This window comes from Hanstruepera marina (genome assembly GCF_019880635.1).
GTDB classification, from domain to species: domain Bacteria; phylum Bacteroidota; class Bacteroidia; order Flavobacteriales; family Flavobacteriaceae; genus Hanstruepera; species Hanstruepera marina.
The window spans coordinates 534494-548431 of the sequence record NZ_JAINVX010000001.1 but is presented as its reverse complement, the minus strand read 5'-3'; the positions used below and the strand labels follow the sequence as shown (position 1 = coordinate 548431).

19 protein-coding genes are annotated in these 13938 nt (G+C 33.5%); 4 read left to right on the top strand and 15 right to left on the bottom strand.

Features of this window, described 5'->3' with window-relative positions; all coding sequences use genetic code 11:
• Positions 1-56: 56 nt before the first annotated feature.
• Positions 57-530 carry a transcription elongation factor GreA gene (gene greA / locus K7G76_RS02440; RefSeq protein WP_223032615.1) on the bottom strand — a complete coding sequence of 158 codons (474 nt, stop codon included), beginning with the start codon at positions 528-530 and terminating at the stop codon, positions 57-59.
• A 247-nt stretch (positions 531-777) separates the two neighbouring features.
• Between greA and K7G76_RS02435 the strand changes: the two genes are divergently transcribed.
• On the top strand, positions 778-1233 hold the full coding sequence (locus tag K7G76_RS02435; RefSeq protein WP_255572903.1) for a hypothetical protein: 456 nt from the start codon (positions 778-780) through the stop codon (positions 1231-1233).
• Here K7G76_RS02435 and K7G76_RS02430 read toward each other — a convergent pair.
• The 11 genes from K7G76_RS02430 to K7G76_RS02385 all read right to left on the bottom strand — a co-directional run bounded on the left by K7G76_RS02430 (position 1223) and on the right by K7G76_RS02385 (position 10392).
• Complete coding sequence (locus K7G76_RS02430) at positions 1223-1900, bottom strand: CPBP family intramembrane glutamic endopeptidase (RefSeq protein ID WP_223032613.1); 678 nt, start codon at positions 1898-1900, stop codon at positions 1223-1225. The genes K7G76_RS02435 and K7G76_RS02430 overlap by 11 nt on opposite strands.
• The gene (locus tag K7G76_RS15470) at positions 1828-2112 is read right to left on the bottom strand and encodes a CPBP family glutamic-type intramembrane protease (RefSeq protein ID WP_369412170.1); all 285 of its coding nucleotides are present in this window, start codon (positions 2110-2112) and stop codon (positions 1828-1830) included. Before K7G76_RS15470 ends, K7G76_RS02430 begins: the two co-directional genes overlap by 73 nt.
• A gap of 6 nt (positions 2113-2118) precedes the next feature.
• On the bottom strand, positions 2119-2730 hold the full coding sequence (locus K7G76_RS02425; protein ID WP_223032612.1) for a hypothetical protein: 612 nt from the start codon (positions 2728-2730) through the stop codon (positions 2119-2121).
• 445 nt (positions 2731-3175) lie between these two features.
• Positions 3176-5389: a TonB-dependent receptor gene (locus tag K7G76_RS02420; RefSeq protein WP_223032611.1), complete on the bottom strand. Its 2214-nt coding sequence runs from the start codon at positions 5387-5389 to the stop codon at positions 3176-3178.
• A 211-nt stretch (positions 5390-5600) separates the two neighbouring features.
• Entirely contained in the window at positions 5601-6008 is a 408-nt protein-coding gene (arfB, locus tag K7G76_RS02415) for an alternative ribosome rescue aminoacyl-tRNA hydrolase ArfB (protein WP_223032610.1), read from the bottom strand.
• Between the two features lies 1 nt (position 6009).
• Entirely contained in the window at positions 6010-7560 is a 1551-nt protein-coding gene (locus tag K7G76_RS02410) for a DUF4301 family protein (RefSeq protein ID WP_223032609.1), read from the bottom strand.
• The gene (locus tag K7G76_RS02405) at positions 7561-8130 is read right to left on the bottom strand and encodes an AAA family ATPase (RefSeq protein ID WP_223032608.1); all 570 of its coding nucleotides are present in this window, start codon (positions 8128-8130) and stop codon (positions 7561-7563) included.
• Positions 8091-8723, bottom strand: coding sequence for a nicotinamide riboside transporter PnuC (gene pnuC, locus K7G76_RS02400; protein WP_223032607.1), 633 nt, complete (start codon positions 8721-8723; stop codon positions 8091-8093). Before pnuC ends, K7G76_RS02405 begins: the two co-directional genes overlap by 40 nt.
• A complete protein-coding gene (locus K7G76_RS02395) occupies positions 8707-8967 on the bottom strand; it encodes a hypothetical protein (RefSeq protein WP_223032606.1) in 261 nt (86 codons plus the stop codon). The genes pnuC and K7G76_RS02395 overlap by 17 nt, the downstream gene beginning before the upstream one ends.
• 69 nt (positions 8968-9036) lie before the next feature.
• The gene (locus K7G76_RS02390; protein WP_223032605.1) at positions 9037-9762 is read right to left on the bottom strand and encodes a phosphoglycerol geranylgeranyltransferase; all 726 of its coding nucleotides are present in this window, start codon (positions 9760-9762) and stop codon (positions 9037-9039) included.
• Positions 9763-10392: a 4'-phosphopantetheinyl transferase family protein gene (locus K7G76_RS02385; protein WP_223032604.1), complete on the bottom strand. Its 630-nt coding sequence runs from the start codon at positions 10390-10392 to the stop codon at positions 9763-9765.
• Positions 10393-10460: 68 nt separating this feature from the next.
• Between K7G76_RS02385 and ahcY the strand changes: the two genes are divergently transcribed.
• From ahcY to K7G76_RS15355, 3 genes are all read left to right on the top strand, one after another.
• Positions 10461-11777 carry an adenosylhomocysteinase gene (gene ahcY / locus K7G76_RS02380; protein ID WP_223032603.1) on the top strand — a complete coding sequence of 439 codons (1317 nt, stop codon included), beginning with the start codon at positions 10461-10463 and terminating at the stop codon, positions 11775-11777.
• Positions 11778-11978: 201 nt separating this feature from the next.
• Positions 11979-12338 (top strand): very short patch repair endonuclease, encoded by a 360-nt coding sequence (locus K7G76_RS02375; RefSeq protein WP_255572902.1) that lies wholly within the window; start codon positions 11979-11981, stop codon positions 12336-12338.
• Complete coding sequence (locus tag K7G76_RS15355; RefSeq protein WP_255572901.1) at positions 12305-12451, top strand: DUF559 domain-containing protein; 147 nt, start codon at positions 12305-12307, stop codon at positions 12449-12451. The genes K7G76_RS02375 and K7G76_RS15355 overlap by 34 nt, the downstream gene beginning before the upstream one ends.
• Before the next feature lie 55 nt (positions 12452-12506).
• Here K7G76_RS15355 and rpmA read toward each other — a convergent pair whose 3' ends face one another.
• From rpmA to K7G76_RS02360, 3 genes are all read right to left on the bottom strand, one after another.
• The gene (gene rpmA, locus K7G76_RS02370; RefSeq protein WP_223032602.1) at positions 12507-12767 is read right to left on the bottom strand and encodes a 50S ribosomal protein L27; all 261 of its coding nucleotides are present in this window, start codon (positions 12765-12767) and stop codon (positions 12507-12509) included.
• A gap of 25 nt (positions 12768-12792) precedes the next feature.
• On the bottom strand, positions 12793-13329 hold the full coding sequence (gene rplU, locus K7G76_RS02365) for a 50S ribosomal protein L21 (protein ID WP_223032601.1): 537 nt from the start codon (positions 13327-13329) through the stop codon (positions 12793-12795).
• Between the two features lie 87 nt (positions 13330-13416).
• Positions 13417-13860: a DUF4199 family protein gene (locus tag K7G76_RS02360; protein ID WP_223032600.1), complete on the bottom strand. Its 444-nt coding sequence runs from the start codon at positions 13858-13860 to the stop codon at positions 13417-13419.
• Positions 13861-13938: the final 78 nt, after the last annotated feature.

Genomic DNA, 13938 nt, shown 5'->3' with positions numbered 1-13938 from the left:
ATATAAAAAGATTCCTGTAGGACAGGAATCTTTATAATTATTATTTAATCATTGTATTATCTCGAAATCTCTAAAATGTCAAATTTCATGACACCATTAGGAACTTGTACTTCGGCCACTTCGCCAACAGACTTACCCAATAACCCTTTTCCTATAGGGGAATTTACAGATATCTTACCTGAAGCCAAATCAGCCTCGCCATCAGCTACTAAAGTATAGGTCATTTCCATACCATTGGTTTGGTTTTTAATTTTTACTTTAGATAGCACCAATACTTTAGATGTATCTAATTGCGATTCATCAATTAATCGCGCGCCTGCTAAAGTTTCTTCCAGTTTAGAAATTTTCATTTCCAACATACCTTGTGCCTCTTTGGCGGCATCGTATTCGGCATTTTCGCTTAAATCGCCTTTATCTCTAGCTTCGGCAATGGCTTGCGAAGCACGTGGACGCTCTATATCCTTAAGCTGTCTTAACTCATCTCTTAATTTTTTTAATCCTTCTGCAGTGTAATAAGATACTTTACTCATAACTTCATCGTTTATATATTAAAAATATCCCGAAACAAGTTCGGGACTAACGAAAAAATCCCGCTTACACGAGATGATGTTACAAAGCTACATAATTTTTTTGATTCTATATTATCCATGAATCACAAGAAAATTATAAGTAGCTCCCCTATGTCCTTTTTAATCAAATCATAAAGCCATAGGAAATATACAAAATATTTATCGCGCTTTACTTTTTATTGTAAATTGCACCTAAAATTAAATGAAAATGAAACGTTTTTTAAGCTTGGTTTTTGGCTTTTGTTTACTGGTTTCCTGCAGTAATGATGATGACAACAATAATAACAATCAGAATAACCAATTTATACCTAATATCGTTTTTGATACGGGTACACTAATAAACACCAATTTACCACAATATAGTGACTTACAGTTCCCTAATAACTATGTTACATTAAACTCTAATTATGGATTAAATGGTGTGGTTGTATTTTATGCTGGTGGTAACAATTACAGTGCTTTTGAATTAACCGACCCTAACCACGAAGTACGCAGTTGTTCTACTTTAGAAGTTGAAGGCGTTATAGCCACATGCAACTGTAGCGAAGCCAAGTCTTATGACATTCTTACAGGACAACCACAACAGGGTACTACTGGAAATTATGGCCTTAAACGCTATTTTGTTGAAGTTAACGGTGATATAATAAGGGTTTTTAATAATTAGAATTATTGTATTTAATTTTCAACAATTTTTCTTTCTGTAAAAATTTAAATATTGGTTGTGAAAAATTTTTTGTCGAATCTTTCAAATAAATCTGAAAATTATATTTCATAAAAACCTCTGTCTGATAATATTCTTGATTTGAATTCTTTTCTTTTTCTACTTGGTTTAAAAAATCCAACAAATTATGTAAAGTGACACTTTTAGCAATTATTTTACTTCTCGAATACGAAATTCCATTTTCACCATTATTAATTAGAGGACTTCTTTCAAACTCAATCTTAACAATTTCATTTTCAAATTGCTTTTTATTTAAATCAGGATATTGCAAAGCAATAAACACTAAAAACATAATACATAGATTCCATATTGCATGTAAATATATTGCTTTTAACAGTCCAAAGTTTAAAGTTATCCAAATAGCAATTAAACCAAGTGAAAATATAATCATAATAGGATAAATACTAAAAAGTTGATTAAAATCTGAAGCTTTAAAATGTATAAAAGAGAAAAGCACTGAACTTAAAATAATTTGAATATTCTCAAAATTTTCATTCTTAAAAAATATATTCAATACAAGAAATCCATAAAGTAAAATCAAGCTTGTAATTGATAAATAATGAGTGAAGTTAATACTACAAAAATGGGTAGCAAAATTATGCTTACCCATTTTATTACTTTTTTATTACTAAAATAACCTCTGAAAAGTATTTCTTCTATAATTGGCGCGAAAATTATTGCCATAAACGCTATTTGAAAGAAAGGTTTATCAGTTTGTTGATCTTCAAGAAGTATATTTTCAGAGATGCAAAACAATAGAATCCCAAGAAATAAACTTATTCCTGAAGTATATAGAATCCATACTTTTTTGTATTTTTTCATAACTACTTATTTACAAATAACGGTGCATGAAGCAGGACTAAACCATCCTTGATCAATAATTTGTATTGATTGAACACCAAACTCGCATGCTTCAATTGCGAGTGCACAATTACTATCATAATTATCTCCAATGGATTTGATAATTGACTCTATTGCACTCTCAACAACTGGTATTATAATGCACCACCAGCAAACTTTATTTGAATTGTGTTCAAAGACAACATTTTTTACTATATATCCTGAACTTGTTTCGATATCAAAACTCACATTATTATTATCTATTATGATTAAATTAGTAAGCTTTATTTTCTGATTACTATTATCTCCATTTGTAATTTTAAATTCATTTTGAGTTTCTGTATAAATATAATTTAATGGAGTTGAAAATTTGAATTCATATTCAAAATTACCATTAATATACTTCTTGTGATAACCTGTAGGGTTTAATAAATACGTATTGGATCCAATTTTTAGTTTTTGAACTGAAGTCCCTTTTTGCAAATTTGTTGCTGTAGTTGAATTTTCATGAATTTCCTTTAGATTTTCACTTTCAGTTGAACAAGATAAAAAGAAAGTGAAAATTGATAATATAAAAAATGTTCTTAATAATTTTTTCATAATTCTAAAATTTAAACCAGCATATTAACCCTGGTTGATTAAACAAAATGTGTTTAAGAAGCCTAAACTCTAGAAGCCTTTTGTTAAGAAGTCAATTATGTAGAAGTCTTTTGCGTCATTAATTGAATTATAGGGAAAATAAAAACTAGCGCTAGTTGTGTTCGAACTATTGCCCAAAAATTTTGTTGAGAGACTTCTTATTTAACTCGCCAAAATTCTCGGACAACTCAAACTTTAAAAAAAAAAAAACTAAATCTGCAACAAATTCTTACAAATTTGTGTAGTTCATCGAAAAATGAGAAAATGTGTTACGGTTTTTCCGTAAAAAACTAAAACCCAAATATATTTATTTGGGTTTTTATGATATGAGATTCCTCACTATGTTCGGAATGACAGCACCATTTTTTTTAACTTAAATGAGATTCCTGCCTTCGCAGGAAGTTGACTAAAACTTTAAAGTAGCGCCTAATAAAAAGTTAATAGTAGCCTGTGGGTAAAAGCCTGCGCCTTCTATGGTTGTAACCTGTGGTGGGTTTGACCATGTATCATCATAAGTGTAGTAATACCCATTAGATTCATACTTCACATTAAAAATATTATTAACTAATCCTGTAAAAACAATGGATTTTAAAAACGGTTGAGACTCCTCATCTCTTTTAAATGATAACTCGTAATTAATATTAAAATCGTTTATAAAGTAGCTATCCAGTTTTGAGGCTTCAGCTTCGGTGTTACTCATATACTGCTCGCCTACATATTTACTTAATAATGACATTTGCAAACTTGATATAGGCTGAAAAACCAATGCATTGCCTACAATTACATTCGGCGCAAAGGAAATATCTGTTTTTCCTAAATTAACCAATTCGCCATCTATTGCTGTAATAGTCTCTTTATTTTTATTGGAACTTACTGTCAGGTTGGGCTGAACAGCAAATTTTTTCCCTAACTGGATAGCTGCTTCTATCTCCAAACCTAAACGATAGCTTTCGCCACTGTTTGTGCGTATAGGGTTTCCTACATTATCAAGTTCTCCAGTTAAAACCAACTGTTCATTGTAAAGCATGTAGTAGGCATTGGCGTAAAGCCTGAACACATCTGTATTGTAGCGCCAGCCCAACTCAAAATCATTAAGTTGCTCTGGTTTGACATCTGGGTTATTTTCAAAATCATCGCGATTGGGCTCCCTATTTGCTCTAGCATAAGAAAAATACAAACTATTATTAGCATTAAGCGCATACGTTATACCAGCTTTTGGGTTAAAAAAACTATAGTTTTCATCAATTAGTAACGGCACTCTATCTGATGTTAAACCCGTTGTTTTATAATCAACCAAGCGCAACTGTAAATCTGCAAACAAACTAATCTTGTCATTTAATTTATAATTGGCTTTCCCAAAAAAGCTTAAATCTGTTTTAGTTCCGTTTCCTTCGTAATACCTATCTGTATTCATGCTATTACTTGCAAACTGTGCCCAAATAATTTCTCCAAAATGATCGCCATCGTAATAACTATATGATCCTCCAAAAATAGCGTCTAAACCGTCTTTTTTGTAATTGGCATTAGCATTTACTACGTAGAAATCGTTGTCTAACCAACGCCTTCTAACTAAATCGGTTTCTGTTACCGTTTCGCCTCCTATTACAACATCATTTAATCCGTAATCCGCAAAAGGCTCATCTTCTTTATATTGTTCAAAATAGCCACGACCGTAAGTATAGTTTAAAGCCAAATTAGTTGACCAATAATTGTTATAGCGTTCATTCCAGTGTAATTGATAATGATCTTGTTGGTAATTATCAACTTCGTTTTCATAAAATTGAATATTACCGTTTTCATCTGTGTATTCGCCAGCTGTATTGTAGGTTCTGTCGTTTTCAAGTTTATCTAAATCCTCTAAACCATTCCAAGATTGATACGTTATTTCTTTTCCAGCAAAAGTTATAGCCTTGATAATACGCCTATCATCAACATAAGAACCTTGAAGGAAATACGACTTTAAATCGGATGAGGCACGATCAATGTATCCATCAGATTGAATGGTTGACAATCTTCCTGCCACTTCAAAATGATTGTTTAGCAAACCTGTACTAAACTTTAAAGTATGTTTATGTGTATTAAAACTCCCAAAGGAATTGGCAAATTCAGCATAAGCATTTTCTGAGACAGCATCCGTCAACACATTAATACTAGCACCAAAAGCTCCTGAACCATTGGTTGATGTTCCAACACCACGTTGTAATTGTAAACTCTCAACTGATGACGCAAAATCTCCTAAATTAACCCAAAATGTTCCTAAGGATTCGGCATCGTTATATGGAATACCGTTAATGGTTATATTGGTAGATTGCGCATTAATACCACGAACGCGAATGCCCGTGTAGCCGACTCCTGCACCTGCATCGGTAGTCGTAACAACAGACGGTAAATAATTTAGCAGAACTGGAATGTCCTGACCTAAATTACGTTCTTGAATGTCTTCTTTAGAAACGTTAGAATGTGTAATTGGCGAGGTTGCTTTAACACGCACGGCACTTACCATAACTTCATTTAAAACTTCAAGTTTTGTAGAGTCGTTTTGTTGTTCGTTAGGTTTTTCTTGAGCGCAAACACTCATGGCGAAACCAAAAAAGCCCAAAATTGTGAATAAAGATTTCATTCGATAAAATAAATTTATACGAATAAAAAGAGGTAATTATTCTTTGGTTAAAAAAACATTAGATGCTTCAACAAGTTCAGCATGACAATTAAAAATTCCTAAACAGCATTACCTGTTCTAGGTTCAATGGGTATGATCTCAGCCGATAATTGGCACCCCTTTTTGAGAACAGTGCAAATTTAATGATCAATTCATAATTAACAATGAAAAATCAAGTTATTTCTGGTGGTTTTCTATTGGCTTTCTTTTCAGATTGTTGACGCTTTTTTGCCAATCGTTTTAACTTAACTGATTTAGGCGTTTTAGTTGGTTTTCGCTTTTTGGGGATTACTAAACCTTGATTTATCAATTCTAAAAATCGCTTAATCACTAAATCTTTGTTTTTGTGTTGACTACGACTGTCATCTCTTTGTAGTATAAGCACTCCTTCTAATGTTAATCGGTTTGCCAGATTTTTAAACAATAACTCTTTTTGCTCTTCTGAAAATACTTGGGAATTCATTAAATCGAAACTTAATACAACTTTTGATGACACCTTATTGACGTGCTGACCACCAGCACCCGAACTACGAACAGCCTTAAACTGTAATTCTGATATTAAAGCTTGCTCATCAAACATATTATTTAATTTGATGGGTTGGTTTAAGTAAATCGGTAACTGTTTTTACGGGATTAAATGTAATTAAAGGAACTTCAACAAAAATAGTATTCCAATTGGCCATGCTGCCATTCCAAAGTCCAGGCAACTCCAATGCCTTCAGCTCTTTACCCGTTTTGGTTTTCATGGTAATGAAAGCCGTTTTAGGATCTACAAAAGCATCTAGATTGAATGTATTGCCTTTATAGTCTTTAATCCCACAAACTAAATCAACAGGGTTAAAGTGTGTAGCATTTTTAAGAATGGTTTTTTGCCGTTTGTCTTTTTTATTTATTTGAGCCGATTCTACAATTTGTAAAGAAACCTGCCCACTTTCATCTTTTACCCAAAATGGCCCACCTCCAGGTTCTCCTTCATTCTTAACCATTCCGCAAACACGGATTGGGCGGTTTAATTTTGTTCTTAAATATTCAATTTGGTATTTCATTGAATACTTTTCAAATTCACTGGATATTTTAGTGTTGAGCTTGTTACTTAAATATTCAGCAATCTCAACCAAATTACTTTCTGTAATGTCTTCGTTCTCTAATTGTCTTAAATAATCGAATGTTTTGTTCTGAAGGGACACTAGTAATCCTGCAAGAGCTTTTTTATAATTGGCTACTTCTTGTTCGTATTTATAGACAACTACATTATCAATATTTTTAATAAAAATGATATCGGCATCTAGCTCATTTAAGTTCTGTAATAAAGCACCATGCCCTGAAGGCCTGAATAGTAAACTGCCATCCTCCAAACGAAACGGTTCGTTTTCTGGTGTTACGGCTATAGTATCTGTAGATTCTTTTTGATAGGAAAAGGATATTTGAAACTTTGTGTTAGTTTTTCGTTCTACTATGCCTTGAATACGCTTAAACTCATCGTCAAAAATATGTTTATAGCGCTCTGAAATGGTGAAATGCAAATGGGCTTTTTGGTTACTGGATGCGTAGAGTGCTGCTTCAAATAAGTGCTCTTCAAAAGCGGTTGCAATATGCCCTTTATATTGATGGAATGGCAATAATCCTTTTGGGAAAAATCCATAATTCAGTTTGTCTCCATCCAACATTGTTTTTACAAAGTAAAAAGAATGTTCATCTGATGAAAAGGATTTAAAATCTCTATAATGGTTTTCCATCTGCTTTTTAACTTCATCATAAAACGGGAACTTCTCCAAGCCAACAAAAAACAAATTAAGCGTTGGGTCTTTTTCTCTGTTTATGTAAGCATTTAATGTTTCTTTTTCAGGATTGTAGGTTTCAATAAATTTGAAAAGCGACTTGAACATGCGTGTAGCTGCTCCTGAAGCTGGCACAAATTTCAAGATAGAGTTGTTGTTTCTACGTATATCGAATAGTTCTATCAGGCCTTGCCTTTCTAATTCTGAAAGCCTTAATATGCCATTGTCACAAGTTGCTGCCGATTCCAAATTCACAAAGGGTAAGCCTTGTTTAAACAACCTAATTTGTTCTTGAACCTTATCTACTGAGAGTCCTTTATTTTCTATTTGTATGGTATCCTTTTCCAGAAACATTTAATGGTTTTCATTTAATAGTTTGTCAATATGGGAAACTGCTAAATTTAAGCGTTCCTTTTTATTACCTTTTAATAGCAAAAATGGTTTTTGATATTTGATTAGAGCTTCTTCAAAAGCCAAGAACATAGCCTCACGTTCATTCGGTTTATCCCTTAAATCATCGGCTTCCCATGGTGTGTCAATATAGGTCAAAAAATATAAATCGTAAGTGTTTTGTAAAGCGTATTTTTCGAGAATTGGGTCGCAAGTTCCAGAATAATACGTTTCAGAATACACTTTGGTTTCCAACAAATCGGTATCACAGATAAGCACCGAATCTGTTTTTTGGGCCAATTCGTTTTCAAGCTTCATTTGTCCAATTGCAATTGGCAATAAATCTACAGATTCACAGGTTTTTCGCTCGTTATTCCATTTATTCTGTAAATATTCCCGAGCGTATTCTGGAACCCAAACCGAATTATAATGCCTTGCCAACTGTTTTGAAAGTGTTGTTTTTCCAGTTGATTCAGGTCCAAACAAAACAACTTTTATACAGTCGCTATTTTGTTGTTTAAGCTTTTCTTCCATGCTAAATATCCAAATATTGCTATTACAGTAAATCCTAAATATTGTAGGCTTGTAAACGTGAATCCTTTATAAAAATACAAAGGCACCGAAATGATATCGCCAACAATCCAAAAAATCCAGTTTTCAATTTTACGCCTGGCCATAAGCCACATGCCGACAAAGAAAATAGCTGTGGTTAATGTATCTATATAAGCCACCCAACTAGTCCATTTATCGAAGGTTTGATATACCATAAAAACAAACACTAATGTTGCCAAAAATATTGCAGCACTCATGATATTTTCTTTTTTTGTGGTTTTTGATATTGGTGTTACATGTGTTGCATCTACTTTTCGAGTCCAAACATACCAGCCATAAATACTCATGATAAAATAATACCCATTAATCATCATATCTCCCAATAATTCCCATTTTAGTAATAAATACACAAAAATCATTGTGCTTATCATACCTGTTGGGAATACCCAAACTTTATTCTGTTTAGAGTACCAAACGGACAAAAAGCCAAAAACAACAGCTACAATTTCCAATACAATATCAAGTGTTTCATAATCCTGATATTGCGAAAAGAAAAAATCAAAAATGGGGTTCATAATCGTGTCTATCCGTTTTTACTATTTTCATATACAATAAGCCATTCTCTATGAGTTCAAAAGTTTCTTTAATTTCGGTCTGTAATAAAGCCATAACCTCATCATAGCCACCATAAACTTGGGTGCTTAAAGGGTTTTCCAATACTTCTAGATTTGAAGCGCGTAATTTTTTAATGAAGTGGATTATGGCAGGCTCAAAATCGTCCTGCAATGGTGTTAAGGTTAATTCTACTGATATTTTCATGGTTTTTGCCGCAAAAAACGGTAATCTTTAATGTTAAATGAGATGCTGAAACATGTTCAGCATAACAAATTATTTTCTTATTTCTTCAAAAAACGTTTCATCATCCTCAAATGCTGTTCCAATGACAATTAGGTCTGCTCCCGAATTGTAAGCCTCTTCTAGTTGGTGCTTGGTTCTTATTCCTCCTCCTACAATAAGTGGCACTTGTAAATGTCTACTTACTTTAGAAATAATTTTAGGTGAAACAGGTTCACTAGCACCACTTCCTGCTTCCAAGTAAATGAGCTTCATACCCAACAGTTCTCCAGCTTTCGCTGTATCAGCAATTAATTGAATGTTTGCTCTTGAAAGTGGCGCCGTTTCGGTTACACGTTGAACAGCAGTTTCTTTTCCATTTTCAATCAATATGTATCCCGTTGGGATTATTTCAAGATTGGTTTCTTTTAGTTTTGAAACAGAATCCACATGCTTGCCAATCAAATATTCCGGATTCCTACCTGAAATCAAAGACAAAAACAACAAGCCATCTGCCTTATTGGTTATTTGGGTAACATCACCAGGAAATAATACTATTGGCAATTGTGTGTACTTTTTTATGGTAATTGCTAAAACTTCAGTTGCATTATCATCGACCTCGCTACCTCCGACAAAAATGTGTGTGGCAATTGACTGATTGACTTTACCTATAAAATCTTCTGCTTTGTTTACCGAAAACTTATCAGGATCTATCAATACAGCCAATAATTTTTCATTATTCGAGACAGCCTGGAATATGTTTTTATATATGTTTTTCATTTATGATGGCAAAGCAAAGGCACAAGTAAAACCTTCAAATTCAAAAAAAGTGGCATCGTAACGATGCTTGGAATTTTCATAATCAATCCATGCTACTGTTTCTTCATCTTCTATCATAAATGGAATAACCAATGTATGTTGCAAAAAGCTTAATCCTGGTGTTGCAAAAAGCTTATAAAGGGATTCTTTTACGCACCAAATAACCGTTAATTTTCTAACATATCCTTCATTTTCAGAATCTAGATATTGCGATTCGTAATCCATAAATTTATGAGCAATACGTCCAATCTTTTGTCGTTGTTTTTCAATATCTATACCTATTTCCGAATCACTAACAACAACACCAGAAAACGTAAATGAATGTGTAATGGAAATATGCTTGCCGTCCATTAAATGGGGCTTGCCATTTTCATCATAAAACAAATCCGAATCCTGATACCCAAATTCAGCTAACAAATGCCTGACACTTAAAAACCCTCGTTGATGCAATTCACTTTTCATACCCAAAACACGTTTCATGTTTTCCGGTTTCAGCGTGATTGGTTTTAGCAAATCACCATAAGACTCTGTAATCTTCCAGATTTTAACAGTTGTATGTGAATTTGGAGTAAGGGTTTTATATAGAGGCATTTAATATTCTGAAAGTTATTAGTTATCTTTGCAGTCGCAAATAATTTTACAAAGACAAATATAACAATATGAACACAAAAACTGTTGCCTACGTACCTAATAAGGTAAAAGATATGTCACTAGCGGCTTGGGGACGAAAAGAGATTGAATTGGCTGAAGCTGAAATGCCAGGATTAATGAGTTTACGTGAAGAGTACAAAGATTCTCAACCATTAAAAGGTGCACGTATTGCAGGCTGTTTACACATGACTATTCAAACTGCCGTTTTGATTGAAACCTTACAAGCTTTAGGGGCTGAAGTAACTTGGAGTTCTTGTAATATATTTTCCACTCAAGATCAAGCTGCTGCTGCTATTGCTGCTGCTGGAACAGCCGTTTATGCATGGAAGGATATGACTGAAGAGGAATTTGATTGGTGTATTGAGCAAACCCTATTTTTTGGCGAAGACCGTAAGCCATTGAATATGATTTTAGATGATGGTGGCGATTTAACAAATATGGTTTTAGACAAATACCCTGAATTAGTGTCAGGTATTAATGGTTTATCTGAAGAAACAACTACTGGTGTTCACCGTTTATATGAACGTATGGAAAAAGGTACGTTGCCAATGCCAGCAATTAACGTAAACGACAGTGTTACGAAATCTAAATTTGATAACAAATACGGATGCCGAGAAAGTGCCGTTGATGCTATTCGTCGTGCAACTGATGTTATGCTAGCAGGAAAACGTGTAGTAGTTTGTGGTTATGGTGATGTTGGTAAAGGTACTGCAGCTTCATTTAAAGGCGCTGGAAGTATTGTAACCGTTACCGAAATTGACCCAATTTGTGCTTTACAAGCGGCAATGGATGGTTTTGAAGTGAAGAAATTAGAAACTGTTGTTGATAATGCTGATGTTGTTATTACAACTACTGGAAATAAAGACATAGTGCGTGGTGAGCATTTTGAAGCCATGAAGGACAAAACCATTGTTTGTAACATTGGCCATTTTGATAATGAAATTGATATGGCTTGGTTAAACAAAAACCACGGCCATACCAAAGACGTAATTAAACCACAAGTTGATAAGTATAACGTAAACGGAAAAGATGTGATTATCCTGGCTCAAGGTCGTTTGGTAAATCTAGGTTGTGCCACTGGTCACCCAAGTTTTGTAATGAGTAACTCGTTTACAAATCAAACCTTGGCTCAAATCGAGCTTTGGAATAATAAAGATGCTTACGAAAACAAAGTATATATGTTACCAAAGCATCTTGATGAAAAAGTAGCCAAGCTACATCTTGAAAAAATTGGTGTTGAGTTAACTGAATTGAAGCAAGATCAAGCAGAGTACATCGGTGTAAAAGTTGAAGGCCCTTACAAGCCTGAATATTACAGATACTAATTGTCATTCCTGTGAAGACAGGAATCTATAAGCAATAACAAGACCCTTACAGAAATGTGAGGGTTTTTTGTTTATTGTTCCGTCACTTCAAGTGATTTCAATTCATTGAAATTGTATCGAGAAGTCAAATTGATTATATTAACTGTTCTCGATAAAGAATTCTTTACAAGAATTTCACTAGAACTGACGTTTTTATAATAAATGGAATACCAAGAGCCTAAAATAAAAGTCCCTAGTTTTGAGGAATCTGCTGGGTTTTATACCACAAAAAAACGCTCAAAAATGATGAGCAAGATACGTGGCAAAAACACCAAGCCCGAACTCTTATTTCGTAAAGCGCTTTGGGCAAAGGGCATAAGGTATCGTGTGGATAGCAAACAACTTCCAGGAAAACCAGATATTTCCATAAAAAAATACAAACTCGCCATATTTATAGATGGTGAATTTTGGCATGGCTACAATTGGCAAGAGCGTAAACTCGTCATAAAAAGTAACCTAGGTTTTGGTTACCAAAAATTGAACGCAATATGCAGCGGGATAGGGAAGTTAATCGTAAACTAGAGGCTTTAGGATTTACAGTGTTTAGATTTTGGAGCAAAGAAATCCTGACTGATTTGGATACCTGTATTAAGGATATAATGGTCTATATAGAAACTGGCAAAAACGATTGGTAATAAAAAACCCTTTCTGTTTCCAGAAAGGGCTTTAATATCTTAACAAAACTGTTTCTTAAGCCTCAAAAGGCACAATAGAAACGTATGACTTGTTATCTTTTTTCTTTTCAAACTTTACAATACCATCAACTTTAGCATGTAATGTATGATCTTTTCCAGCGTAAACATTTTCACCTGGATTGTGTGCAGTACCTCTTTGTCTTACAATGATGTTACCTGCAACGGCAGCTTGACCACCAAAAATCTTAACACCTAATCGTTTCGATTCTGATTCTCTACCGTTTTTCGAACTTCCGACTCCTTTTTTATGTGCCATTTTATTTCGATTTTATAGGGTTAAATTAACTTAAAGCAGCTATTAACTCGGCTTTCTTCATTGAAGAATATCCTGTAATTTCTTTTGCTTTAGCCATCTCTCTTAATTCAGCAACAGTTAAGCTACTTAAATCTTGAGTTGATTCTTCTTTCTTTGCTGGTTTTGCTTCAGCTTTAGGAGCTGCTGCTTTTGGTTCAGCTTTAGCTTCTTTTTTAGGAGTTGCTTTTTCTTCTTTAACAGGTTTTGCTCCCGAAGCAACAATACTTTCAATTTGAATTTCAGTTAAGGCTTGTCTGTGACCATTTTTAACACGGTAACCTTTACGTCTTTTCTTTTTGAAAACTATCACTTTATCACCTTTAAGGTGCTTTAAGACTTTTGCTCCTACTTGAGCTCCGCCTATAGCTGGGGCGCCTACAGTTACATTGTCACCATCGCCAATTAAAAGAACATTATCGAAAGAAACTTTCTTACCTTCTTCTGTTGCTAAACGGTTAACAAAAACTTTTTGGTCTTTTTCAACTTTAAATTGATGCCCTGCTATCTCTACAATTGCGTACATAGCGTAACGTTTTTATTAAATTAATTTGTTCAAAAAATGAGTGCAAATATACTGCTAAATAATTAAACTACAAACGTTTTGTTGAAATTAAGAAACATTCCAACTTTTTTTAAAGTATTGCATAACAGTAAAAGACGAAATTAAGGTGGTCGCAATACCCATGACACCCACAGTAAATGTTACCAAGCCTACACTCAATTCATAACCAACATTGGCTGTTTCAAATAATTTGACAATAAAAGAATCATTAACCTCGGTAATATAAAACAAGAAAAAAACTGAAAAAACTACAGTTGCAATACATCCTGAAACCAGTCCAGCTGTAATACCTTTAGAATAGGTAAAATCGTTACCCAATTCTAATTTGTAGTAGCGAATAGTTTCATAAATACCAAATCCAGTAATAGCGGCATTAAGAAAACTGTATACAGGATTTGTATGCTTACCAAATAGCGATAGAACTAAAAAATAAGCTATTAAAATTCCACTCATAATTAGTCCGAAACGGACAGGAAGCCCAACTTTTTTCATAATTCTTTGTTTATTATTTCTTTTAAATTTCGTGAAAATTTAGCAGAAATAATAATTTACAGACGTTTATTGCTCAAT